Genomic DNA, 22730 nt, shown 5'->3' with positions numbered 1-22730 from the left:
GGCACCGACAGGGGTAGGCTCGCCCGTCGAGATGCATGATCCCGAAGTTATCCTGCCCCGGCGACTAACCGAGACCAGCGCCGAGGTCCGCGACGTCCCGCCACCGCCGGTACCGGAATTGCCGGCGCCGTATGGTCTGCGGCTCGCCGACCCCGACGCCGACTCGGAGATGCTCTCCGAGTGGATGAACCGGCCGCATTTGGCCGAATCGTGGGAGTATGCCTGGCCGGCGGAACGGTGGCGTCGCTACCTGCGCGCCCAACTCGAAAGCGATTTTTCCCGACCGTTCGTGGCCAGCCTGGACGGGGTGGACCACGGGTACGTCGAAATATACCGCGCAGCAAGGGATTCCATCGCGGCGAGATACGATTTCGACCCGCATGATCTGGGCCTTCATGTCGCGGTTGCCGATCTGGAATACCTGAGGCAAGGGCACGTCCGGTATCTGCTGCCCTACTTGGTAGGCGGCATGCTCACCCTTGATCCGCGCTGTCGGCGCATCATGTTCGATCCTGACCATCGCAACACCTTGGCGCGCAAGTTTTGTGAGAGCGGCGGCTGCACCTTCCTCGGCGAGCATGACATGTCGAATCGGCGGATGGCCCTCTATGTGTTGCCGCGCACTCCCGACGACCTGCCGCGACTGCGCGACGTCGGTCAGTAGTCGTGTTCGGCGAGGTTGATGTCGCCGAGCCGTTGTGTCTCGTCGAGTGACAGGGCGGCCGGCACCATCTCACTGGTCACCAGCCCGTGGTGGTCTGTCAGCTCGTCGACGATATCGAAACTGCGCGCAATCGAATCCGGCGTGTCGACGATGATGGTTGTCACCGGGACACCGCGCGAGACCTGAAATAGCTTGTCCCCGTGTGGTTTATGGTCTCCGTGAAATCCCCAGATGCCGCGCAGCACCGTCGCCCCTCGGGCGGTCTCCGATTGCAGCAGCCGCTGGATCAGCGCCCGGTGGATCGGCAGCCGGTCGTGCCGGGTGGCCTCGTTGGTATAGACCATCAGCTTTTGCCACAGGGTGCGTCCCTGCGCATCGGTCGTCGGTAGTTGCTGGGGACGCCCGAAGAGCTCACCGTCGCGTTTACACAGGCGCACTCGTTCGACCGTCAGCAGCGGGTTGGGTGTCAGGGCAGCCAATTCCGTTGCGGCGGCGGTGACTTGCGCCGTGGAGCCGACGGCGATGATCATCACCGGGACATTGACGTTGCGGCCGAAAAACTTTGCCCGATAGCGCTCACCGTGTGCCGTGCCGTCCACGCCGAGAAGCACGATGGCGCCGGCAAATCCGAGCTCGTGCAGAAGCTGGCATATCGCATAGTGCGCGACTTTCCCCGCGATGCGTTCTTGGCGGCCCACATAGACGGTGAGCTTGGCGGCGTCCCCGTTGTGGCTGTCGAAGTTGTCGAACGCGCTGCTTCCCCCGTGCCGGGTGACCAGCCGTGCCCGCTCCAGCGTCACCAAGCCGCTACCGGTCATCGCGCCCACCTCGCCGACCAGTGAACGGATCTTCGGCTCGACGTCGACCGCGGCGATCGCCACCGCCGGGTCCTCCGACAGGCTGAGCGAGACATCGGTGCGTAGCTCGTGGCTCAGGCCAAAGCTGGCGATGCCGCGCAGCATGACGCTGGTTGCGACGTCTGTCGAGCCGAACAGATCGAACATTGTGTCGGCGAGAAACCGCGCTTCGTTGCCGACGGCGCGTTGGCGTTCGCCGAAGTAGGCGGTCAACTTCAAGCACGGTTGGTTCATAGCTGCTCCGCAAGCCATTGTCCGAGCAACGCCGCGGCCAGACCGAGCACGACGGACACGACGATGTTGGCGATCTCCGCCCAGGCCCTGCGCTCCTCGCCCAGCCGATGGCTTTCCAGCATCCAGGTGGAAAAGGTGGTGTACGCGCCGACGAACGCGGTGCCGGTCAGCAGCGCCGCATCCTTGCTCAACGCCAGCCCGCCGAGGAACCCCAGCAGGGCGGCACCGCTGACATTGACCGTCAAAGTGCCGATCGGAAACGGCCGCCCCACTCGGCGGGTCACCGTGCGATCCACGACGAAGCGTGTCACCGAGCCGATACCGCCGATGAGCACGACGCCCAGCCATACCAAGACGACGGTCATGAGCGCACTCGTGCCCGGCGGACCAACGCGGTGGCCAGATGAACGGCCAGCAACCCCAGCACGATGCTGGTCAGGGCGTAGCCCGCGGCCAGGGTCCAGTGGCCGTGCTCGATCATCTTCAGCGTCTCGACTTGCATCGTAGAGAAAGTGGTTAATCCGCCGCAGAATCCGGTGCCGAGCAGTGGGCGCCGATAGCTCGACAACGGCAACCGCTCCAGCAGTCGGGTGGTGAAGTAGCCCACGAGAAATGCCCCCATGATATTGACGGTGAACGTCGCCCATGGCCAGCTCGCGGCGTCGGAAGGGACGAAGGTTGCCAAGGCCGCCCGGGCCAGCGCACCCAGCGATCCGCCGGCGAAAATCGCGCCGTACTCGCGATAGTCGTGTTGGGCCACCGCTCGATTCCCTCCGCTGTGCGAGTGCTGCGTTTAGCAGCGTAGAGGCAAGACTTACCGGCGGGTGAACGCGGGAAGTACCCGCGAAGTCCGGGCAGCGCAGGACCTCGGACACGGGCAGAATCAGTAGCCATGGCCCACCCGCGCGCCGGTCAGCCGGCTCTGCCCGAAGACCTCGTCGATCTGCCCCACCTGATCACCGCCTACTACTCGATCGAGCCCGATCCAAACGACGTCGCTCAACAAGTGGCGTTCGGTACCTCGGGTCATCGTGGCTCGGCGCTGAACGGCGCGTTCAACGAAGCCCACATCTTGGCGATCACCCAGGCCATCGTCGAATACCGTGCCGCGCAGGGGACCACGGGGCCATTGTTCATCGGCCGCGACACGCATGGCCTGTCCGAGCCGGCGTGGGTGTCGGCACTCGAGGTGCTGGCCGCGAACGACGTCGTCGCCATCATCGACTCGGCGGACCGGTACACCCCGACGCCCGGAATCAGCCACGCCATCCTCAAGTACAACCGCGGCCGCAACGAGGCGCTGGCCGACGGGATCGTCGTGACGCCGTCGCACAACCCGCCGGCCGATGGTGGTTTCAAGTACAACCCGCCCAACGGCGGCCCAGCCGATACCGATGCGACCAACGCAATTGCCAAGCGCGCCAACGAGATTCTGCGCGACGGCGGAGCGGACGTGAAGCGGATCCCGTTCGCCCGCGCGGTGCAGACCGCCGAACGCCACGACTACCTGGACAGCTATATCGACGACCTGCCGAACGTGGTCGATCTCGACGTTATTCGCAAGGCAGGCATACGAATCGGAGCCGATCCGCTCGGCGGTGCCAGCGTGGACTACTGGACCGCGATCGGCGAGCGCCACGATCTGCAGCTGACCGTGGTCAATCCCCTGGTCGACGCGACGTGGCGATTCATGACGCTCGACCATGACGGCACGATCCGGATGGACTGCAGCTCACCGAACGCGATGGCCTCGCTGATCGCCAACCGCGACGTCTACCAGATCGCCACCGGCAACGACGCCGACTCGGACCGGCACGGCATCGTCACTCCCGATGCGGGTCTGATGAATCCGAACCACTATCTGGCCGCGGCCATCGACTACCTCTATACCCATCGGCCGTCGTGGCCGGCCGGCATCGCTGTCGGCAAGACCGCGGTCAGTTCGTCGATCATCGACCGCGTGGTCGCCGGCATCGACCGCGAGCTCGTCGAGGTGCCGGTCGGGTTCAAGTGGTTCGTCGACGGCCTGATCGGCGGGACCATCGGCTTCGGCGGTGAGGAGTCGGCGGGGGCGTCGTTCCTGCGGCGCGATGGATCGGTGTGGACCACCGACAAGGACGGCATCATCCTGGCGCTGCTGGCTTCGGAGATCTTGGCCGTCACCGGCAGCACACCGTCCCAGCGGTATCAGGAGCTGGCCGACAAGTACGGCACTCCGTACTACGCGCGGGTCGACGAACCCGCCGACCGCGAGCAGAAAGCGCGGCTGTCCAAGCTGTCGGCCGACGAGGTGACGGCGACGGAGCTGGCGGGGGAGCCGATCATCGCCAAGCTGACGGCCGCGCCCGGCAATGGCGCCCCGCTGGGCGGATTGAAGGTGACGACGGCCAACGCGTGGTTTGCTGCGCGGCCCTCGGGCACCGAGGACGTCTACAAAATCTATGCGGAATCTTTCAACGGTCCCGAGCATTTGGCCGAGGTGCAAGTAACTGCGCGTGAGGTAGTTAATAAAGTCATCGGGTGACCTTTTCCCTCCGACTTGCCCGTCCGGGGGGACGCGGGTTCCAATCTGAACGGCTGCCGCGCGAAGTATGGATCTTCAGCTGGGCGAATATGATGGTCGCCCTGGGCTACGGTGTCGTTTCGCCGGCGATGCCGACCTTTGCACGCACCTTTGGGGTCGGTATCGAGGCGGTGACTTTTCTGGTCACCGTTTTTTCGTTGAGCCGGCTGTGTTTTGCACCGGCCAGCGGCCTACTGGTGCAGCGGCTGGGTGAGCGACGTATCTACATCGGCGGTTTGCTGATTGTCGGATTGGCTACGGCCGCGTGTGCGTTCTCCCAGACCTATTGGCAATTGTTGCTGTTCCGGATCATCAGCGGCATCGGCTCGACCATGTTTTATGTGTCGGCCATGGGACTGATGATTCACATCAGCCCGGTCGACGCTCGCGGACGGGTCGCGGGTTTGTTCACCACGTCGTTCATGGTCGGCGCCGTGGGCGGTCCGGCGGTGGGCGGCCTGGCGGCCGGTCTGGGACTGACCGCTCCGTTCATCGTCTACGGCGCCGCAATGCTGGGCGTCGCAGTGGTGCTGTTCTACAGCACGCGGCATTCAGACCTTGTCGCGCCCTCGGCGCCGGCTCGATCGACGGTGACCATGCGAGCGGCCCTGCGGTCCCGTGCTTATCTCTCGGCACTGCTCTCCAATTTTGCGACCGGTTGGTCGGCGTTTGGGCTGCGTGTCGCGCTGATCCCGCTGTTTGTCTCCGACGTGATGCACCGCGGTGTGGGCGTTTCCGGTGTGGTGCTCGCCGCGTTCGCTGCCGGCAACGCAGTGGCCGTCATTCCCAGTGGATACCTGTCCGACCGCATGGGGCGCCGAACGCTGTTGATCGTCGGTCTGACGGCGACCGGTGTGGCAACCGTCTTCCTCGCTGCCGTGTCGTCCTTGCCGGCATTCCTGGCCGCGGCGGGGGTCGTCGGACTGGCGACGGGAATCTACATGTCGCCGATGCAGGCCGCGGTCGCCGACATCCTTGGTCGTGAGGCCCGGGCCGGCGGCCCGGTGGCGGCGGTGCAGATGATGTCCGATCTGGGTGGCATCGTCGGCTCTATCACGGTCGGCTGGGCCGCAGCGCATTTGAGCTACGGGTGGAGCTTCGCCGCCAGCGGGATCATCCTGCTGATTGCCGCCGTCGCCTGGGTGCTGTCGCCCGAGACTCGGCCGGCGCTCGATCCGGGCTCGGAGCCATTGCCGTCGCAGGCCGACGTCGAGCTGGCCTGAACAGCGGTTTTGAAGGACAGTTGCCGGTGGTGTAGCTTCGATTGGCACAACTTCTCGGGGCTATGGCGCAGTTGGTAGCGCACCACACTGGCAGTGTGGGGGTCAGGGGTTCGAATCCCCTTAGCTCCACCCATTTCACCAGCTAGTTCGAAATTCTTGCGGCCTGCAACGAGCGGTCGAACGTCCATCTGACGACAGTTCTGACGACAAATGGCGTTCGAACGGTGGCGCCACACTCGAACAGTCAGGGTTTGACGACACTGCATCCGTCGGTGCTCTGATAGCCAGCGAGGCATACCGGGTTTCCTGGGGGGTGCCCAACTGGTGCCCAGAGCGTTACGACCACGGGTGGAGATCGACGCAGACGACGCCCTCCGGCGCTGCTAGTCGTCAGCGAGCAGACGGAGAACAGCCTTGCTGCCGTTCTCGATGATGTGATCGCTGAGGGGGCGCGGAAAGCCTCGCCGCTCCAGGAAGAGCTGCAGTGAGCCCTCGCCGATCACGGTGGCGGCCCTGCGCCACGCAGTGATCATGTCCAGCATGTCGGGCGTGTTTCCGCGCTGCGCGAGCTTCTGCGCCCAATCCGCCAGCCCTTCAAGCAACTGCACATCAGAGACCTGCACGACACCGGGCGCGTACACCTGCACCCCAGCATCTTTGAACGCCTGGCGCCCTCGGTTGACTATGTCGAACTGTGTCAGCAGCGCGCTCGGAATACCGGCGTCGGGCACGACGACCAAAGGGGCGAATGTCGTCTTCCTGTCGACCTTCTCTTTGCCCCAGCCGCCGTGCTTCTTAGCACCTACCATCCCTGCGATCACTACGAAAGAATGCGTGTTGGGAACGTCTCAGTCCTCGACTACTCGTAGGAGACCACGATGAACAACGACCAGATCACCGCTCTGGTCACCGGCGCCAACCGGGGACTCGGTAAGCATTTCGCAGCCCAACTCATCGAGCGGGGAGCGAAGGTCTACGCCGCCGCGCGGCGACCCGAAACGATCGACGTGTCCGGCGTCGAACCCATCCAACTGGACATCACCGACCCGGCCTCAGTGCGCCGCGCCGCGGACGTGGCCAGCGATGTTACCGTGCTCGTCAACAATGCGGGCACCGCGACGCGCGCGTCAGTGCTGTCCGGGGCGTTCGAGGACATCCGGCTGGAGATGGAGACGCACTACTTCGGCACGCTGAATGTCATCCGCACCTTCGCCCCGATCATCGAAGGCAACGGCGGAGGAGCGATACTCAACATGCTGTCGGTGTTGTCCTGGCTGCATGATCCGACCTCCGGCGCCTATTCGGCAGCCAAGGCGGCCGAGTGGGCGATGACCGATGCAATCAGGCAGGAACTGGCGCCGCGCGGCATCCACGTCACCGCCGTGCATGTCGGCTACATAGACACCGACATGGCCGCCTTCGCGCCAGCAGATCAAAAGACCGATCCCGCGGTCGTCGCCCGACTCGCGCTGGACGGCTTGCACGCCGGCGAGCCGGAGATCCTCGTCGACGACCTGACACGCGCGACGAAGGCGCACCTATCCGGCGGCTGACCTTGCTTCCCTCAGCGCGGGGCGGTCCTGGGTGTCACGACGATGTCACAGGGGCGAAAGCACCTGAAACCCGCTGAGACTCGGCGACGCGGTATCACCGGCTCGCCGCCGTACTCGCGGATCGCTCTCCAACCTCTTTTGATCCGGGGTGGTCCTCGGCGCGGCCGCCCTGATCGGACTCTTCTACCTTGTTCGAGCCATCGCGCGGGACAACCGCAAACGCGGAGACGCGCGCGCCCGCCAATACGCCGAGATTGCGGCCCGCGCCGATCAACAACACCAGTGGGGGTCATGCGAGGCGACGAGCCGGGCATCTACGGCCCCGAAGGCGCGAAACCCATGCACGACAGTCAGTCAGGGGAGTGCCCGTCGCCACAACATAGGAGCTGGTATCGAGACGGCGCCATGATGACTTCAACGATGTCTACCCAAAGGTGGCCATCGTTGGGCGGGTCTACATGGCCGGCGTAGCCCGCGCCTGGGGCGGCGAGCGCGACCCCGACCACGAGGCCGAGACCGCGCGAGCTCTGTTCGAGCAACAGCAGGCGAACCGGTGTACCGTACGCGCAGGGAGCCCTTCGACTCATGCGATCGCAGCTCGCCGACGTCTCACCATTCCCGTCGCTGACGGATTCAGAAGAGCCGAGATCGATGTCCCATCATTTCGACACCCCGACGGGTCGCGAAGACCCCCGTCTGAATCTCTGCGATTTCTATCTTTTCGCCGGCGACCCCGGAAAGACGACCGTGATGGCGATGACGGTCAACCCGGCGGCCACCGCGGACACGTGTGCCCCTTTTCGCGATGAGGCTCTCTACGTGTTTCGCTTCGACACAGACAGTGACACCCATGAGGAGGTGTCCTTCAAACTCAAGTTCGCTGAGGTGGTGCACAGCGCAGCCCCCGCGGGCGGACACGCACAGACCTTCGAGCTGCGCCTCGCCACCGGCGCCGACGCAGCTCAGGGTGGATCTGGCGAGTTGATCGCGTCGGGAACGACCGGCGTCACAGTCGCCGGCGAGAGCGGGGTGCGCGTCTTCGCCGGAGTGGTGAATGATGTGTTCGGCGCTAATGCGGGCCTCAACGACTTCAGGGATGCCTTTGCGGCCGGCGTCTACAAACCCGAGGCTTTCGCCAATCACGTCAACGTCTTCCGGGATCGGACCGTCGCTGGCATCGTCGTCGAGGCGCCCAACGAGTTGATCAGCAGTACGACCAGGGTGCAGGCCTGGGCCACGGTGTCGCTGTGCGGCCACGCCCCTGGGCAGCAGGTGGCCCGCTGGGGCCTGCCGATGTTCACCCACCTCCACCTCAACGACGACGAGTTGAGCGAGGCGTTCAACTCGACCGCCCCGTCCGGGGACAATTCGCGGTTCGTCGCGCGCACCATCGACACCGTCACCAAATACGTCACACTCGCCGGCACTTCCGCTGATCCGGCCGCCTACGCGCGCCGCGTGGCCGACCTGTTCGGATCGATAACCCTGCCCTACGAGCTGGGCACGCCCGCATCCTTCGACTACACCGGAATGAACGGGCGCGGGCTGATGGACAACGTGCTGGACAACGTGCTGTCGGTGTTGACCAACTCCCCGCTGGGCGCCGGTGTCGCGCCCGATCCAGCGCAGATCACGGCCGAATTTCCTTACTTCAGCTGTCCGTGACACCGCTGAGCTGCTCCCAGGGGACCTCATCCAGGAAGGTTTGCAGCGCTTGACGACATGGCCGCTGCCCTGCCGGAGCATCTGGCCGATAGCGCCCCGGGTCAGCCAGAAGAATCGGGTGCGCTTGCCGTTGGAGTCAGCCGTCGCCGCAGCGGCGCAGCACATCTCGTGTTCGTCGTTCCAGTACGGACCCACCGAGCGCATCCGCAACTCCCTGCCGAAGGGCAGGTTTGGCGCCCGTTGCGTTGAGATCATTCATCCGGCGTGCGCTGCTCAGTCACCGGGGCACGCGCTCAGGGCGCCGACCCGTTGGCGATCCAGCGCTGGAAGACGGCGACGTGCTCCGGCGGCCACGCCCCGTCGCAGGGCATGGTGCCGTCGCGGAGGCGCTCGAGGATCGCGTCCTGGTGCGCCTGGACGTCGCTGTGGGACCAGAGGTCGAAGGCTTTGAGCATAGAGTCGCGGTCCTTTTCGCGGAACATAGGATGGACATCGCGCTCGAAGCTCGGCCCTGTGGGTGAGTCCGGCTGGCCGGTCATGGGCTTCTCCCGCCGTTGTGACAGTGTGACGCTTCCCTCTTCGGCAACTGTATCGGCCAGAGCATCCCCGGGCCACGTGGCGCCATACTTGCCCACTCCGCAATTAGCTGGAGGCGTCACAGATCACGTCTGAATCCTGTTCAAAGTTAAATTAACCCACCACCACGCCGTGCAGTTGCATTCCACCGTGTGTGGCGCCGATTCGTGAACGAACGCTCCGAATGTTCTTTCTGGATGGGTCGTAACCAGCGGAACGGTCCCTTCTCTTGGCGTTTCGAACGTCGGTTACCTGCGCACCGCACATGGATTGGTATCGATCACGCCGCGTGGCGGCCGCCAGCGTCGGCAGGCCGCCGCAGGTAAATCAAGAACGAAGTGATGCGATGCCTCAAGCGCTACATCGCCCGCGAAGTCTTCCACGCTCTGCAGCCGAGAGCGACCACCAAAACCACTGCCTCAACATGCATCTGGTATCGAGACCATCTGGGCGAACGCCCGACCGAAGAGGTGCCCCGGCCAGGGCGGCGAAGCGATCAGGCCCCACCGATCAATAACCGCGCCTCTGCGGGGCCGACGACGAGATCGTGAAGGTCCCCACCCACCTCGAGTCGACCTGACTGTTCGATCCCGCCGACCTTCACCGGTTCGAAGCCGGCCGTTCGGATCAACCGCTCCACTTCCTCGCCAGCACGGTCGTCGTCGGTCGCGTAGAACAGGACCGCCGGCTCCGGTGACCGGTTGCTAGAGGACTCGAACAGATCGGCCGACAGGGTTCCAAACGCCATAGCCAGGCGCGCCCCCGCCGGCAACCACCCGGCTACAACCTCGCCAGAGGATTGCCCTTTCGGCAGGAGATGTATGAGGTTACCTTGTGCGTCGGTGGCGAGCGGGTTGCTCGGAACGACCACGAGCTTGTCGGATAGCGGGTCGGCGATCTCGTCGATGACGCCCTTCAGAGCAGTGAAGCGCAGCGCGAGGACGACGGCATCGGCGCCCTGCAACGCGTCGCGGTTGTCGGCGGCGGCGACGGCAGCTCGACCGATCTGTGCAGCCAGAGTTCGTGCCGACTCGTTGTTGGCGCTTGAGAGCCGCAGGGTCTCGCCGCCTGAGGCGAGCTGGTGGGCGATGACCGATCCGAGCCCTCCAGTGCCGATGATCGCACTGGTCATCACCGAAGCCTCCCAATCGTCATGGTATTAAACAACGGCGGCCCGAAGCATCGCGGGCCCGAGCGGTCTCGCAGCGCCTCGCTAAGACGGGGGGCTCGGGGGACTGGCCACCGTCGAGGTGAGGGATTTCGACGGTGGTCTCGGCACTCACTGGAGCTCCTCGGCGGCCATACTTGTTGGCCAGCGAGCGACGTTGTATCCGGCTTCGCTGTACGCGCGACCAGACGTGCGCCGATGCGATGCGCCCGTTATCACGACGACTTTGCTGTTTACCGCTTCTACCCGTACTTGAAGCCAGGTTTGCTTTGGCCGACTTCGATGATGTAGCCGTCTGGATCGCGGATGTAGCATCGCGTCTCGCCGTACTTGTCTAGGGGCTCCGAGAGAAACGTTGCGCCTCGACTCTTCCACAACTTGTAGCACGCCTGAATGTCCGCAACGCGGATATTCATGAAGCTACTGAGATGATTGGGATCGGGAGGCGGGCTAAGCGTTACCGTCGGTTTATCCGGTGTGGGACCGCCGCCAACGTTGAGAATGAGCCACGTGTTGGCGATTTTGACGTACGGAGGTGCGTCTCCGTCGCCCATGCTCACAATGTCTCCATCGAAGACCGTTTTGTAGAATTCGGCGGATCGCTTGAGGTCGGCCACGGTGAGAAAGACCGCGACCGTAAACCCCTCCACAGGTGGCATCTGATAGTTCTGCTGCTCGACTTGTACTTCGTCCATCGATCTCTCCAATTGGAGTTAGGCCCCCTGCAGGTGGTGTGGTAGAGCATCATCCATTGTCCTACCTTCCGGGCATCTCCGCAGCATCCTGCAATGCTTTCAGCAGCAGCAAAACCTCGGCTTCCGGCCCCACGAATGCGTGGGTGACGTCGTCGTACGGTGCCATTGTGTCCCCTTTGCAGTGTGTTATCGTTCCGCCCTCGGTTGCCGCTGGTCGGCGCGGCGGCGCAGCTCGGCCTGACGCGGCAGTGACGACACTTTTGATGACAACGGTGACGACAGTTCCTGCGCCAGCGACGTCGCCTACACAACCATTTGTGGCCAGTCATCCCTGTCCACGGTTCCTGCCTGCTCCTGGCAGTGTGGGGGTCAGGGGTTCGAATCCCCTTAGCTCCACCAAAACGGTTGCTTTCAAACCCGTGCCCAAAAATCTGCTGCTCTTGAGATTTCCTCGCTAACCGCTCGGGCGTCAGTCCTCGCCTGGCCCCAGGACCGCGGCACCGTACCGCTGACAGGCGAGCAGGGCGAGTTCGACGTTTCGCTTGTCGTCGATCGGACGCCCGCGTCTGGCGACCGCTCGCTCGAGGTGGTATTTCACAGCTCGGAGAGCCATGTTGAGTTCCTCTGCGACCTTGTAGGGCCGACCGAAATACAGAAACAGCCGCAATATCTGCCGCAGGCGAGCGTCATCGTCGGTCCCCGACGCCAACGGGCCAAGGACGTCCGCCACCCATCCGCGTATTTCCTCGACATCCACGTCCAGCAGTGCCGCTGCAAAGACTTCGGCATCCGTCGCCGCGACCACAACATGTGACTGACCAGTGCGCGAATGCGCGGCTTCGCGTGCGCGTTGCGCTTGGCGATGAGACCGGCGGAATCCTTCGACACCGCAACCCATTGCCCCGATCGCGATGTTGGGTGCGTCCGTCCGCGAGCGCACCAATTCGTGGATTTTCATGACGGTGTCACCGGGCACCGAACGGTACGGCAACCAAACCCACGAGGCAGCCGGATCGGTACTGGCCAAAAGTGGGCTTGCCGCGGTCTCGGCGGCCGCAGCTAACGCGCGGACGAACTCCCCTAGGCTCGCCAGCTGGTCGTGTCCGATCTCCCCGCCGGGATACCACACGATGAGTGCAAGGTGCTGCCAGTTCAGCGGATAGGCGATGGCCGTGGAAACGGCCTCGACGTCAAACGATCTGGCGTCGTCGAGCACCTCTCGAATCTGCATTCCGCGCGTGATGCGCTGCGCCTTCAGCAACAGCTCGTGCTCGCGCTGGTAGGCCGCGAGGACCTGCATTGATACCACGTCGACGTACTTCGCCATCGTCCTGGCGAGCGTCTCGATAACGGCCGCCTTGGTCGCCGACTCCATGCCGGAGGCCTCCAGCTCGGCGAACATCACCTGGCTTAACCGGCGCTGCCCCAGCCGGTGACCGCGCATCATCGCGGTCAGCGGAACATCGCGGCGGGCCAGGGCTCTGGCGTACTCGATATGTGTCGCCGGCGCGGTGATTTTTGCGACGTCGATGTCCTGAAGCAGCGCACGGAAGACCGTCCGGAAGTGGTCCCGCATCGCAACACGCATCAACTGGCTCAACCCGTCATCGCGGGGGAGCTCCGGAATGTCGTCTTGGGCCGCAGTACACAGGGCGTCACTGATCGCGGCGGCCTGCTCATCGAGTCGGGTAATGATCCCCGCGATGTCGCTATCCACGGCAACCTCGCCGCCGATGTGTGTTGGCCACTAGTTGACGGTAGATCGCTAGTGCGTCTAACCGAAGCCAAATCGCCGGTGACGTCGATTCCGGCTCTGCGGCCCTTTCAGGGCATCAAATTGTCGATCGCCGAATTTCGGTACTGACTCTCCGTCGGAAGCGCTGAAGGCGTTCCGCCGGGGTCATCCTCTCCTGAGATCGGGAAACGATGGGGGATCGCTGTTCCGGCGAGCGGCCTGGATGGCCGAAGCGGCTAGGGGTTCTGCGGGCCCGGAGCGGAACGTTGCGGATCGGGCGCTGGACTCGGTTGACGGCGCGGTGGCGGCGGACGTGGTGGGTTAATAGGCCCGCAGTTCAGGCCCGGGACGCAGCCGCCGCCACCGGCGGAATGCACCCGTAGGGCGCCGCCGTCGTCGGTGGTATCCCCGGGCGAGGAACTCGCCGGAGGTGCGGTGAACGCCCGATTCATCCCTGCGGTCGACGTACTTACAGCGCCTACACCCCCTACCAACAGCGCAAACACCGCGGTGCCGCCGCACATTGCGGCGACCGTCCTGGTTTTGAGGTTGGTCATGTTCTCCTAGTTTAGCTGCCGGTTTAACCAGCGGCCGCGGCGTGCGCAGAGAGAAACACACTGGTAACGGGCCGCTGTGTGCGGCTACGCCTGGGCCCCTCGACCGGAGAATGGCAGCGCTGATATGCCGACCCCCGACCACAGCGGTCCCCCGACGGAGGAGGTGTCGGCAGAGCTAAGCCGGTCAATCCATCGGCCCACGCCCATGACTCATCTGATCAATCAGCAAGTGTATTTCTTGCCGCGCCGCTGGCTTACGAATGATCTGCCTTACGAATGATGTTGGTAATCGGCGAATTACACGGACGTGCGAGTTGCGGCAATTATGGATTGATGAGATCCATTTCTGCACAACGGAATAGCGAATAGGCGGCGCCGTAGACCTGGCCGCAATCGAAGTGGAACCAGGCGGGTTGGTCTCTACTCGCGCGGAACGACTGAGCCGCTCAGCTGAGTGCATCGCTCGTTTGCGAAGTGTTGCCTCAGCGCAGGCGCCCTCTCGTTGCTGAAGCGCGCCCGACAAGCGCCTCGTCGACCTCAGTGCACCACGACCACGCCTTTCGGCCGGTGAGGGTGTAGCGTCATGGGTGTTGGTACTCCCAGCCCATCCGGAATGGCTCAGCTTCTGACGCTGATTTGCCTGAGCATCCGCTCACGCCGGACACTTGGTTAGTTTTTACCGTTGAGTCGGGATAATTTTGAATGTTCCATCGTTGTTTCAGCCGTTGATTGCTCCCTTTGGGATGCAACACTTTTCGTATGTACCGAGCTTTGGCATCCTCGGTACCTACTCGCCGACACCATGCGGTCTGGCGACGTTTAGCGCGGCCCTGGCAGGCGCGCTGACAGCCAGAGGCGCCGGCGTCAGCGTCGTGCGCATCGCCGACGGCGACGTCTCCGAGGAGCCCAACGTCGTCGGCGAGCTGGTCAACGGCTCGGCTTCGTCCGTAGAGGCAACCTCCGAGCTCCTCAATCAGAGCGACGTCGCCGTCATCCAGCACGAGTACGGCATCTATGGCGGTCCTGACGGAGACGAAGTCGTCCAGATCATGGCCGGATTGCGCGTCCCGTCGATCGTCGTCGTGCACACGGTTCTCAAACATCCGACACCACACCAACTTTCGGTGCTCGAATCGGTGATGGCGGTGGCCGATCAGGTGATCGTGATGTCGGAGGTGGCCCGCCAACGCCTGTGCGCGGTCTTCGCCGTCGACAGCAACAAGGTCACCACCATCCCGCACGGCGCGGCACTCCCCGGCACCAACGGCGTGCAGCATCCCGACCGGCCGACGATCTTGACATGGGGCCTGCTGGGACCGGGCAAGGGTATCGAACGGGTCATCGACGCCATGGCTTCGCTCGAGAGCCTGCCCAACCCGCCGCGGTACGTCATCGCTGGCCGCACCCACCCCAAGGTGCTCGCGGCACAGGGGGAAAGGTATCGCGAAGCCCTTGTCGCGCAGGCGAAACGCCTCGGCATCGCCGATTCGGTGTCCTTCGACGCCGTGTACCGCACCCCCGAACAGCTCACCGCGCTCATCCAGACGGCTACCGTCGTCGTCCTGCCCTACGACTCGAAGGACCAGGTCACCTCCGGTGTGCTGGTCGACTCTCTTGCGAGTGGCCGCCCGATCGTCGCCACCGCTTTCCCCCACGCGGTCGAACTCCTCGGCAGCGGCGCGGGCATCGTCGTCGCTCACGACGATCCCGACGCACTGGTCGCGGCGCTGCACCAGCTGTTGACCGATCCGCACGTCGCCGACTCCATGGCCACCGAAGCCCGCGGGCTAGCCCCGACGATCGCCTGGCCCGTCGTCGCCAACGCCTACATCGGCGTCGCGCAACGGCTGCTGGTCACCCAATCGGCACTGGCGTGACCGGCGCCCCGCCCACCCCGGTGTTCGCCCACCTGTTGCGAATGACGGACCATCGCGCCACCTTCGAGCACGCCTGCATGCCCGCGCCCCGCCGTGAGCACGGGTATTGCACCGACGACATGGCCAGGGTGCTCGTCGTCACCACCCGCGAGCCCGACGCACCGGGTGCCGTTAAGGGCCTCGCCCGCAAGGCCATCCAGTTCTTGAACGACGCGCAGTCCTACAACGGCCCCTGCCGCAACCGGATGGATCAGGCCGGACATTGGACCGACCAGCCCACCACGGACGACCACTGGGGCCGCTGCATGTGGGGGCTCGGGACCGCCGCCGCCCACAGCGGCGTCAGCCTGGTCCGGCGACTGGCCGTGATTCAGTTCGAACGCGCAGCCAAGTCCAGGTCGCCGTGGCCGCGGGCGATGGCGTTCGCCGCCGTCGGCGCCGCCGAACTCCTCAGCTTGGAGCCCGGTAATTCCGCGGCCCTGCGACTCCTCACCGACTACGCGGCCACTGTCGCGAGACCCGAGACCAACTCGGACTGGCCGTGGCCCGAGGCACGGCTCACCTACGCGAATGCGATTCTCCCCGAGGCGATGATCGCTGCCGGCGTCGCGCTGGAGGACCTGGACCTGAAACAGCGTGGCCTGGACCTGTTGGAGTGGCTGCTCGACTACGAAACGATTGACGGCCACCTGTCGCCCACTCCCGTTGGCGGCCGGGGACCGCAGGACAGCCGGCCCGCCTTCGACCAGCAGCCGATCGAGGTGGCCACCCTCGCCGACGCCTGCGCTCGCGCCGCAGCTGCCGATCCGCGGGCGCTCTGGCCGGATGGGATTCGGTCGGCCGTCGCCTGGTTCCAGGGTGCCAACGACTCCGGGTTGCTGATGTGGGATGCGGAGACCGGTGGTGGTTTCGACGGGTTGCTTGCTGAGAGCGTCAACCTCAACCAGGGCGCCGAATCGACCCTCGCGGTGATCGCCACTCTGCAACACGCGCAGCGCTTTTCGATGGTCCCACAATGACTTTGATGCGCACCGGGCTCGTGACCCGCGACCCTCACCGGGTCACGCCCGATCCGGCGCGAGTGATCACCCGGCTCTTCGTGCCCGGCCAGGAGGGCTTCGAGCTGCAGGAGTCCCGAGCGGGAGTGGTGCTCAATCGCATCCTCGCCCTGACCGAGGACGAGGTTCGGTCGTCCCTGGACGACGTGGTCATCCGCTTCGACGGACGCCACCGTGACCTCGTGGGCACGTTCCGTTGGCACGCCAACGAACTCGCCGACCGCCTGGATGCCGGCGTACACCTCTCCGATGCGCGAATGCTGTTGCTGGGAGCGACCTTTACCAGCGAGTACGCCATCGAGGGGGCGGCGCTGTGCAACCCCAGCATGGTGGCCCACCCTGACCAGGCCGGCACGGCTGCGGGCAGCCTGCGATTCGTGATGAGCGTGCGAGGGATCGGGGAAGGACACCGCTCGTCCATCGGGTTCCGCACCGGTGTCGTCGACGCCGCGGGTCGGGCCACGATCGACGAGCCGCCCCCCTTCGCCACCACCGGAACCGTGTCGGGCGCGCTGCTCGACGCCGCGGTGTTCCGCGGCGAACTCGGCCGCATCGGCAATGCCGGCGAGGCCGCCGACTACGTCTTCAATGCGCTCGGCGACTACTTCACGCGATCCGACCTCGACGAGCGACTCGACGATCTCCGGGCCCACGTGAGCACCCGCGCACACGGGGAGAGCACGGTCGCCCTCATCCGCGCGACCGCCACGCGGTTTTATGCCATCGAGTTCCCTTGCGACACATCGGTTTCCGAGCGCGTGCTATGGCCGTCGATGGAGGCCGAGCATGCCGGCATGGAGGACGCCCGGTTCGTCCGCTTCGTTGACGACGACGGCTCGGTCACCTATTACGCCACCTACACGGCCTATAGCGGATCCCACATCAGCCAACAACTGCTCGAGACCAAGGACTTCCAGTCCTTCACCTCCGGGCCGCTCGTCGGGGAGGCAGCGGCCAACAAGGGTTTGGCATTATTCCCCCGACGAATAGACGGCCGCTATGCGGCCATGTCGCGATCGGACCGCGAGACCAACTCCGTCGCCTTCGCCGACCATCTGGCGGTCTGGACGAGCGCATCGCCCTGCCAGCAGCCGACCGAGGCATGGGAAGCGCTGCAACTCGGAAATTGCGGCCCGCCAATCGAAACCGACGCAGGGTGGCTGGTGCTCACCCACGGCGTCGGCCCCATGCGCACCTATAGCATCGGCGCTATTCTGCTTGACCTCGACGATCCGACCCAGGTGCTGGGCCGGCTACGACGCCCACTGCTCAGCCCAGCCCATGACGAACAGAACGGTTATGTGCCCAACGTCGTCTACTCCTGCGGCGCGCTCGTTCACGCCGACACCCTGGTGGTCCCCTACGGAATCGCCGACGGCGCCATCGGCATCGCTACCGTGCCACTTCCGCAGTTGCTGGCCACGATCGTTCAACAACCAGATCGCCCGAGATGAGGTCAGCATCAGCATGATGAGAAGGTCCAGCGGCAGATCGCCTAATCCCCTCGGCGAGTACGTCCTGCACATGGGGGCGGGATTCGTCGCCAAGGAACGTCCGCATGTGCTGCAGGCGTTGGCGACGCTCGAGCCGCACCTGGGTCGGTGGGACCCGTATGACATCAGCCTGGAAGTCTCGTTGCAGGACCGCGGCCGTAAGGAGCAGCGTGTCACGTTGCGGACGACCTTGCCTGGTCTCCCGGCGCTGGTGGCGGTCGCCGACAACCGCGACATCACCCGCGCCCTTCTCGAGGCCAAGCATGAGTTGATCCGGCAGCTCGAACACCAGAAGGCGGCACGCGAACCCATGCACAATCGCAAGCTGGGGCACGATACGATCCGCCATCCAGGCAGCTCGGCACAGGGGCATCGCATCCCGCCTGCAAGTTAGTCGCGGGTGTCGCCTGCTCCGTGCACGTCACGCCTCGCGATTGGAATCGCGTGACGCAACAACGGACCTAACTGAGAACGCGACCCGGCGACCAACACCACCGTCGTCACCGTCCGTGCCGGGACTGGTCCACTGCACCTGAGCGGTACCGGACACATGCAGTGTTGCGCCCGTCGCGAAATCGATGAACAACAGGGCGGCCTCGTCATCGACCATCAGGTTGCCGAAGCTATTGAACATGTTGTTGCCCGGATAATCCGGCCACCAGATCCGGTCGCCGGAGTCAACCCGAACGAATCCGGCCGGACCACCGCGGTGAGACGCATCGCTGCCCCGGGTGGGATGCGTCGTGCCCAGAAAGAAGGTATCGGACTGCGCAATCATCGCCTGATCAGCTGCAGTCAAAGTCGTTGCGCGCCTTCGGCTGGAAGAGGGTGCGGCGATCGCGGCAGTGTTCACATCGCGGCGGTGGATGTACTGGGGGCAGTTCCCGTACGCCTGGTCGACGCGCACCGTCATAGTCCCGGAGTCGGTCTCAACGAGAACGCCGTTGACCCGCATTCTGCGCCGGGTGGCGAAGTCAATGGCGATCAACCCAATCTGCTGGCCGATCGCGATCTGGTGCAGGGGATCGCCGCGGCGGGGAGCGGCCGCAATCTGCAAGGTGTCGCCGGCCCCCCGCAGGAACCCCGGCTGCGCGGACAACGGGGAGACCCATAGGACTCTGTCTCGATCACGCCCGCTGAACGCGGCAAACCGCTGCGATGCCAGGAATTGGGCAGCACCCCCAGACAAGCCGGTCGCATCGAGCATCGTCTCGAGGCGTTTTGCCTCAGCTTCGACGCCGGCTCGGCGTTGCGTGGCGACCTCACCCTCGTGAAAACCCATTGCGGTCACGTCGACGTCAACGCTGCGGGGCCTCCGGCGCTTCCCCGACGCCCGTTAGCCCAGCTAAGCCAAGATATTTGGAGTGCAACCGGGAAGTCTAGGTGGCTTGCAGAGCGCACTACCGATAGGTATACAGTATGAGTAATTAGTGATCCGCGAAGAAAGGCCCGGCCGATGACCGTCGCCGATGACAGCGTCGTGAGCACGCACGACCAGTCAGCGACCCCGGTCCAGACCGAGCCCGCAGTCCTGTACGAGGCTCATGATTCCGGCGTCGCGGTCGTGACCTTCAATCGTCCCGAGCGCATGAACGCATGGGGCAACCCCATGGGCACGGAGTTCTATCGGTGTGTCGAAGCGGCCGAGGCGGACCCCGGTGTGCGGGTCATCGTCGTCACCGGCAAGGGTCGCGCGTTCTGCGCCGGCGCCGACATGGGCGGTATGCAAGCCCTTTCGGCGGACACCGCGGCATCGGGAGAGCGGACCGACTTCAGCGCGCTGGTAGCCGAGAAGCATCCATACTTCCTGACCCAGTTGACCAAGCCGGTAATCGCCGCGATCAACGGCGCGATCGCCGGCATCGGGCTGTCGCAGGCGCTGATGGCCGACATCCGTTTTGCCGCAGCCGGCGCCAAGTTCACGACGTCGTTCGCTCGCCGCGGACTGGTCGCCGAGTACGGGATATCCTGGATCCTCCCGCGCTTGGTCGGCTGGAGCGTCGCTGTCGAGCTATTGCTCTCTGGGAGAACCTTTTTCGCCGAGGAAGCCGCCGAACTTGGCCTGGTCACCGAGGTGGTTGCGGGCGAGCAGTTGATGGATCGCGTGCTCGCTTACGCCGAGGACATCGCCCGCAATTGCTCGCCGAGTTCCCTGGCCGTGATGAAGCATCAGCTCTACGCCGACGCCGGCATGGGCATCGTGGAGACCAGTCAGAAGGCCGAGAAGCTGATGCACGACTCCATGCAGCGCAATGACTTCATCGAGGGCATCACCGCGTTCTTTGAGAAGCGGTCGCCCAATTTTCCGCCATTGATCGCCCAGAGTGCCTGAGAGCACAATCGCCAAAGGATTGAGCGGGACCCGAGAGGACACATGATGACAACGCTGGATTACCGTGCGATTGACGTCGACAACCACTATTACGAGCCCCTTGATTCATTCACGCGGCACCTGCCCAAAGAGTTCAAACGCCGCGGCGTGCAAATGGTGCAAGACGGCAAGCGCACGTGGGCGTTGATGGGGGAGCAGGTCAATCACTTCATCCCGAACCCGACCTTCGATCCGATTATCGAGCCGGGATGTCTGGATCTGTTGTTCCGCGGCGTGATCCCCGAAGGTGTGGACCCGGCGTCGTTGATGAAGGTCGATCGGCTGGCCAACCATCCCGAGTATCAAAACCGCGCTGCGCGCATCGAGATCATGGATGCGCAAAACCTCGAGACCGTGTTCATGTTGCCGACTTTCGCCTGTGGTGTCGAAGAGGCGTTGAAACACGACATCGAAGCGACGATGGTTTCGGTGCACGCGTTTAACTTGTGGCTCGATGAGGACTGGGGTTTCGACCGTCCCGACGGCCGGATCCTGGCGGCACCGATCATCTCGCTGGCCGACCCGGACAAGGCCGTCGAGGAAGTCGAATTCGTTCTGGGACGGGGCGCCAGGATGGTCTTGGTGCGGCCGGCCCCTGTTCCCGGCGTGCTGAAGCCACGCTCGTTGGGGGACCCCCTGCACGATCCGGTGTGGGCGCGGCTGGCCGAAGCCGGTGTTCCGGTCGGCTTCCACCTCAGCGACAGCGGCTACGGGGCCGTCGTGGCGCTGTGGGGCGGCAACCCCAAGTTCGAAGGGTTCGGCAAGAAGGACCCGCTCGACCAAGTGCTTACCGATGACCGGGCCATTCACGACACTTTCGCCTCGTTGATCGTGCATCAGGTGTTCACCCGGCATCCCAAGTTGAAGGCCGTAAGTATCGAGAACGGTTCGTATTTCGTGTACCGCTTGATCAAGCGGTTGAAGAAAGCGGCGAATTCTGCGCCTTACCACTTCAAGGAAGATCCGGTCGAGCAGCTCAGGAATCACGTGTGGATCGCGCCTTACTACGAGGACGACGTCTCATTGCTCGCCGACACCATCGGTGTGGACAAAATCCTGTTCGGATCGGACTGGCCGCACGGCGAAGGTCTCGAGGATCCGATGACTTTCGTCAACGATATCCCTCAATTCCCCGAATTCAGCCCAGAAGATGTCCGAAAGGTCATGCGTGACAACGCCCTTGAGCTGCTCGGGGCGAATATCACTGCCACGGCCTAGGGAATGTCGGCATACGCATGACCGCAGCCACGGTGGTGTTCGATCCGTTCTCGCAAGACTTTTTCACCGACCCCTATGATATTTACCGCCGGATGCGCGCGGAAGCGCCCGTCTACTACAGCGAGCACTACGACTTCTACGCCCTGACGCGGCACGAGGATGTTGCCGCCGCGTTCAAGGACCACGAGGCATATTCGTCGGCGTACGGTGTAGACCTCGCCCAGGTGCGCAAAGGGGTTGTCACCGAGCACGGTTCGATCATCGCCATGGATCCGCCGGTACACCGCCGGATGCGCAGCTTGCTGAATAAGGTCTTCACACCTCGCGCGATTCAAGCGCATCGCGGGCTGGTGACGAGCCTGATCGAGAAGCACCTGTCGGCCGTCGACCCCTCGGGCTTCGATTTCGTTCAGGATTTCTCTGCCCCCTTCCCCGTCGACGTGATGACGACAATGCAGGGCGTACCCGAGGCCGATCATCAACAGATTCGCCTCTGGATCGACGAATTTCTGCACCGGGACGCCGGCGAGGTCGAGATGAGTGAGGAAGGACAGAAGGCCGCTATCGACATGGCCATCTACTACTTTCGGCTCGTCAAACAGCGACGCAACGACTTGGGCGATGATCTGCTCAGCCAGCTCATTCAAGCCGAAATGGAACGCGACAACGGCGAGATGACTCCCCTCGACAACCTCGAGATTACGGAATTCGCAATTCTTTTGGGGGGAGCCGGGGCTGAGACCGTGACCAAGTTGTTGGGCAGCGCCGCAGTCGTTTTCGCCAAGTATCCAGACCAATGGCAAAAGCTGCTCGATGATCGGAGCAAGATCCCAGCCGCGGTGGAAGAACTGCTCCGGTACGAGGCCCCGGCCCAGTACAACGTCAGGTGCTCGCTGCGCGAAATCACCTTGCACGGTGTCACCATCCCGGCGGGACGGCCAGTGTTCCTGGTCGGGGGTTCGGCGAACCGTGACCCGCAGGCCTGGACTGATCCAGATCGCTTCGACGTCGACCGCGACCGCGCGCAATCGCAAAACCTGGGCTTGGGATACGGAATTCACAGTTGCCTGGGCGCCGCACTGGCGCGGATGGAAACCGCTATCGCCCTGGACAAAATGCTCGACTTCATGCCGCGCTACGAAGTGGATTGGCGCGGTTGTAAGCGGGTGAACATGCAGAACGTCGCGGGTTGGAGCCACGTCCCGGTCCGAGTGTTGAGTTAA

At 64.2% G+C, this 22730-nt stretch carries 22 protein-coding genes and 1 tRNA gene; 13 read left to right on the top strand and 10 right to left on the bottom strand.

What is annotated here, in order from left to right; genetic code table 11:
• Window positions 1-31 precede the first annotated feature (31 nt).
• On the top strand, window positions 32-664 hold the full coding sequence (locus tag MNAB215_RS01310) for a GNAT family N-acetyltransferase (RefSeq protein WP_077077112.1): 633 nt from the start codon (window positions 32-34) through the stop codon (window positions 662-664).
• Here MNAB215_RS01310 and MNAB215_RS01305 read toward each other — a convergent pair.
• The 3 genes from MNAB215_RS01305 to crcB (MNAB215_RS01295) are packed head-to-tail and all read right to left on the bottom strand — an operon-like array spanning window position 658 to window position 2515.
• Entirely contained in the window at window positions 658-1755 is a 1098-nt protein-coding gene (locus MNAB215_RS01305; protein WP_077077111.1) for a DUF190 domain-containing protein, read from the bottom strand. The genes MNAB215_RS01310 and MNAB215_RS01305 overlap by 7 nt on opposite strands.
• Window positions 1752-2120, bottom strand: a complete 369-nt coding sequence (crcB, locus tag MNAB215_RS01300) for a fluoride efflux transporter CrcB (RefSeq protein ID WP_077077110.1) — start codon at window positions 2118-2120, stop codon at window positions 1752-1754. Before crcB (MNAB215_RS01300) ends, MNAB215_RS01305 begins: the two co-directional genes overlap by 4 nt.
• On the bottom strand, window positions 2117-2515 hold the full coding sequence (gene crcB, locus MNAB215_RS01295) for a fluoride efflux transporter CrcB (protein ID WP_077077109.1): 399 nt from the start codon (window positions 2513-2515) through the stop codon (window positions 2117-2119). The genes crcB (MNAB215_RS01300) and crcB (MNAB215_RS01295) overlap by 4 nt, the downstream gene beginning before the upstream one ends.
• Window positions 2516-2647: 132 nt before the next feature.
• Here crcB (MNAB215_RS01295) and pgm point away from each other — a divergent pair, with 132 nt between their 5' ends.
• From pgm to MNAB215_RS01280, 3 genes are all read left to right on the top strand, one after another.
• Window positions 2648-4279, top strand: coding sequence for a phosphoglucomutase (alpha-D-glucose-1,6-bisphosphate-dependent) (pgm, locus tag MNAB215_RS01290; protein WP_077077108.1), 1632 nt, complete (start codon window positions 2648-2650; stop codon window positions 4277-4279).
• Between the two features lie 92 nt (window positions 4280-4371).
• Entirely contained in the window at window positions 4372-5541 is a 1170-nt protein-coding gene (locus tag MNAB215_RS01285) for an MFS transporter (RefSeq protein ID WP_083746045.1), read from the top strand.
• Between the two features lie 56 nt (window positions 5542-5597).
• Window positions 5598-5670 (top strand) — tRNA-Ala (locus tag MNAB215_RS01280).
• Window positions 5671-5924: 254 nt separating this feature from the next.
• Here the strand turns inward: MNAB215_RS01280 and MNAB215_RS01275 are convergent.
• Window positions 5925-6362: a hypothetical protein gene (locus MNAB215_RS01275; protein ID WP_077077106.1), complete on the bottom strand. Its 438-nt coding sequence runs from the start codon at window positions 6360-6362 to the stop codon at window positions 5925-5927.
• Window positions 6363-6419: 57 nt separating this feature from the next.
• Between MNAB215_RS01275 and MNAB215_RS01270 the strand changes: the two genes are divergently transcribed.
• Window positions 6420-7094 (top strand): SDR family oxidoreductase, encoded by a 675-nt coding sequence (locus MNAB215_RS01270; protein WP_077077105.1) that lies wholly within the window; start codon window positions 6420-6422, stop codon window positions 7092-7094.
• 585 nt (window positions 7095-7679) lie between these two features.
• Window positions 7680-8759, top strand: coding sequence for a DUF4331 family protein (locus MNAB215_RS01265; protein WP_077077104.1), 1080 nt, complete (start codon window positions 7680-7682; stop codon window positions 8757-8759).
• A 293-nt stretch (window positions 8760-9052) separates the two neighbouring features.
• On the opposite strand, the gene MNAB215_RS01260 is transcribed toward MNAB215_RS01265, so the two are convergent.
• The 5 genes from MNAB215_RS01260 to MNAB215_RS29355 form a co-directional block, all read right to left on the bottom strand.
• Window positions 9053-9214 (bottom strand): hypothetical protein, encoded by a 162-nt coding sequence (locus tag MNAB215_RS01260; RefSeq protein ID WP_217348896.1) that lies wholly within the window; start codon window positions 9212-9214, stop codon window positions 9053-9055.
• Window positions 9215-9831: 617 nt separating this feature from the next.
• Window positions 9832-10467, bottom strand: coding sequence for an NADPH-dependent F420 reductase (locus MNAB215_RS01250; protein ID WP_077077103.1), 636 nt, complete (start codon window positions 10465-10467; stop codon window positions 9832-9834).
• 278 nt (window positions 10468-10745) lie between these two features.
• Window positions 10746-11198, bottom strand: a complete 453-nt coding sequence (locus tag MNAB215_RS01245) for a VOC family protein (RefSeq protein WP_077077102.1) — start codon at window positions 11196-11198, stop codon at window positions 10746-10748.
• A 469-nt stretch (window positions 11199-11667) separates the two neighbouring features.
• The gene (locus MNAB215_RS01240) at window positions 11668-12915 is read right to left on the bottom strand and encodes an RsbRD N-terminal domain-containing protein (protein ID WP_083745961.1); all 1248 of its coding nucleotides are present in this window, start codon (window positions 12913-12915) and stop codon (window positions 11668-11670) included.
• 254 nt (window positions 12916-13169) lie between these two features.
• Complete coding sequence (locus MNAB215_RS29355) at window positions 13170-13490, bottom strand: hypothetical protein (protein ID WP_131829069.1); 321 nt, start codon at window positions 13488-13490, stop codon at window positions 13170-13172.
• Between the two features lie 743 nt (window positions 13491-14233).
• On the opposite strand from MNAB215_RS29355, the gene MNAB215_RS01235 reads away from it, so the two are divergent.
• From MNAB215_RS01235 to MNAB215_RS30080, 4 genes are read left to right on the top strand one after another with little or no spacing between them, the layout of a single operon-like run.
• Window positions 14234-15367 carry a glycosyltransferase gene (locus tag MNAB215_RS01235; RefSeq protein WP_077077100.1) on the top strand — a complete coding sequence of 378 codons (1134 nt, stop codon included), beginning with the start codon at window positions 14234-14236 and terminating at the stop codon, window positions 15365-15367.
• On the top strand, window positions 15364-16386 hold the full coding sequence (locus MNAB215_RS01230; protein WP_077077099.1) for a glycosyltransferase: 1023 nt from the start codon (window positions 15364-15366) through the stop codon (window positions 16384-16386). The genes MNAB215_RS01235 and MNAB215_RS01230 overlap by 4 nt, the downstream gene beginning before the upstream one ends.
• The gene (locus MNAB215_RS01225; RefSeq protein WP_077077098.1) at window positions 16383-17879 is read left to right on the top strand and encodes a glycoside hydrolase family 130 protein; all 1497 of its coding nucleotides are present in this window, start codon (window positions 16383-16385) and stop codon (window positions 17877-17879) included. The genes MNAB215_RS01230 and MNAB215_RS01225 overlap by 4 nt, the downstream gene beginning before the upstream one ends.
• Before the next feature lie 16 nt (window positions 17880-17895).
• Window positions 17896-18312 carry a hypothetical protein gene (locus tag MNAB215_RS30080; protein WP_245830096.1) on the top strand — a complete coding sequence of 139 codons (417 nt, stop codon included), beginning with the start codon at window positions 17896-17898 and terminating at the stop codon, window positions 18310-18312.
• 27 nt (window positions 18313-18339) lie between these two features.
• Here the strand turns inward: MNAB215_RS30080 and MNAB215_RS01215 are convergent, their stop codons facing one another.
• Window positions 18340-19200, bottom strand: coding sequence for a pyridoxamine 5'-phosphate oxidase family protein (locus MNAB215_RS01215; RefSeq protein ID WP_245830095.1), 861 nt, complete (start codon window positions 19198-19200; stop codon window positions 18340-18342).
• A gap of 174 nt (window positions 19201-19374) precedes the next feature.
• Here MNAB215_RS01215 and MNAB215_RS01210 point away from each other — a divergent pair, with 174 nt between their 5' ends.
• The 3 genes from MNAB215_RS01210 to MNAB215_RS01200 are packed head-to-tail and all read left to right on the top strand — an operon-like array spanning window position 19375 to window position 22730.
• Window positions 19375-20250, top strand: coding sequence for an enoyl-CoA hydratase (locus MNAB215_RS01210; protein WP_077077096.1), 876 nt, complete (start codon window positions 19375-19377; stop codon window positions 20248-20250).
• Between the two features lie 42 nt (window positions 20251-20292).
• Window positions 20293-21507, top strand: a complete 1215-nt coding sequence (locus MNAB215_RS01205; protein ID WP_425436386.1) for an amidohydrolase family protein — start codon at window positions 20293-20295, stop codon at window positions 21505-21507.
• A gap of 17 nt (window positions 21508-21524) precedes the next feature.
• Complete coding sequence (locus MNAB215_RS01200) at window positions 21525-22730, top strand: cytochrome P450 (protein ID WP_077077095.1); 1206 nt, start codon at window positions 21525-21527, stop codon at window positions 22728-22730.

Origin of the sequence: Mycobacterium numidiamassiliense (assembly GCF_900157365.1) — a bacterium.
Classification (GTDB): Bacteria; Actinomycetota; Actinomycetes; order Mycobacteriales; family Mycobacteriaceae; genus Mycobacterium; species Mycobacterium numidiamassiliense.
The sequence above is the reverse complement of the archived record's forward strand: the minus strand, read 5'-3'. Positions and strand labels throughout refer to the sequence as shown.

What these genes read in the sequence shown, in the direction of transcription:
- MNAB215_RS01310 (WP_077077112.1), top strand. Translation starts at nt 32, where the DNA reads ATGCATGATCCCGAAGTTATCCTGCCCCGGCGACTAACCGAGACCAGC.
- MNAB215_RS01235 (WP_077077100.1), top strand. Translation starts at nt 14,234, where the DNA reads ATGCAACACTTTTCGTATGTACCGAGCTTTGGCATCCTCGGTACCTAC.
- MNAB215_RS01260 (WP_217348896.1), bottom strand. Translation starts at nt 9,214, where the DNA reads ATGCTCAAAGCCTTCGACCTCTGGTCCCACAGCGACGTCCAGGCGCAC.
- MNAB215_RS01245 (WP_077077102.1), bottom strand. Translation starts at nt 11,198, where the DNA reads ATGGACGAAGTACAAGTCGAGCAGCAGAACTATCAGATGCCACCTGTG.
- MNAB215_RS30080 (WP_245830096.1), top strand. Translation starts at nt 17,896, where the DNA reads ATGAGAAGGTCCAGCGGCAGATCGCCTAATCCCCTCGGCGAGTACGTC.
- pgm (WP_077077108.1), top strand. Translation starts at nt 2,648, where the DNA reads ATGGCCCACCCGCGCGCCGGTCAGCCGGCTCTGCCCGAAGACCTCGTC.
- MNAB215_RS01200 (WP_077077095.1), top strand. Translation starts at nt 21,525, where the DNA reads ATGACCGCAGCCACGGTGGTGTTCGATCCGTTCTCGCAAGACTTTTTC.
- MNAB215_RS01250 (WP_077077103.1), bottom strand. Translation starts at nt 10,467, where the DNA reads ATGACCAGTGCGATCATCGGCACTGGAGGGCTCGGATCGGTCATCGCC.
- MNAB215_RS29355 (WP_131829069.1), bottom strand. Translation starts at nt 13,490, where the DNA reads ATGACCAACCTCAAAACCAGGACGGTCGCCGCAATGTGCGGCGGCACC.
- MNAB215_RS01285 (WP_083746045.1), top strand. Translation starts at nt 4,372, where the DNA reads ATGGTCGCCCTGGGCTACGGTGTCGTTTCGCCGGCGATGCCGACCTTT.
- MNAB215_RS01215 (WP_245830095.1), bottom strand. Translation starts at nt 19,200, where the DNA reads ATGGGTTTTCACGAGGGTGAGGTCGCCACGCAACGCCGAGCCGGCGTC.
- MNAB215_RS01305 (WP_077077111.1), bottom strand. Translation starts at nt 1,755, where the DNA reads ATGAACCAACCGTGCTTGAAGTTGACCGCCTACTTCGGCGAACGCCAA.
- MNAB215_RS01270 (WP_077077105.1), top strand. Translation starts at nt 6,420, where the DNA reads ATGAACAACGACCAGATCACCGCTCTGGTCACCGGCGCCAACCGGGGA.
- MNAB215_RS01210 (WP_077077096.1), top strand. Translation starts at nt 19,375, where the DNA reads ATGACCGTCGCCGATGACAGCGTCGTGAGCACGCACGACCAGTCAGCG.
- crcB (WP_077077110.1), bottom strand. Translation starts at nt 2,120, where the DNA reads ATGACCGTCGTCTTGGTATGGCTGGGCGTCGTGCTCATCGGCGGTATC.
- MNAB215_RS01205 (WP_425436386.1), top strand. Translation starts at nt 20,293, where the DNA reads ATGATGACAACGCTGGATTACCGTGCGATTGACGTCGACAACCACTAT.
- MNAB215_RS01265 (WP_077077104.1), top strand. Translation starts at nt 7,680, where the DNA reads ATGCGATCGCAGCTCGCCGACGTCTCACCATTCCCGTCGCTGACGGAT.
- MNAB215_RS01225 (WP_077077098.1), top strand. Translation starts at nt 16,383, where the DNA reads ATGACTTTGATGCGCACCGGGCTCGTGACCCGCGACCCTCACCGGGTC.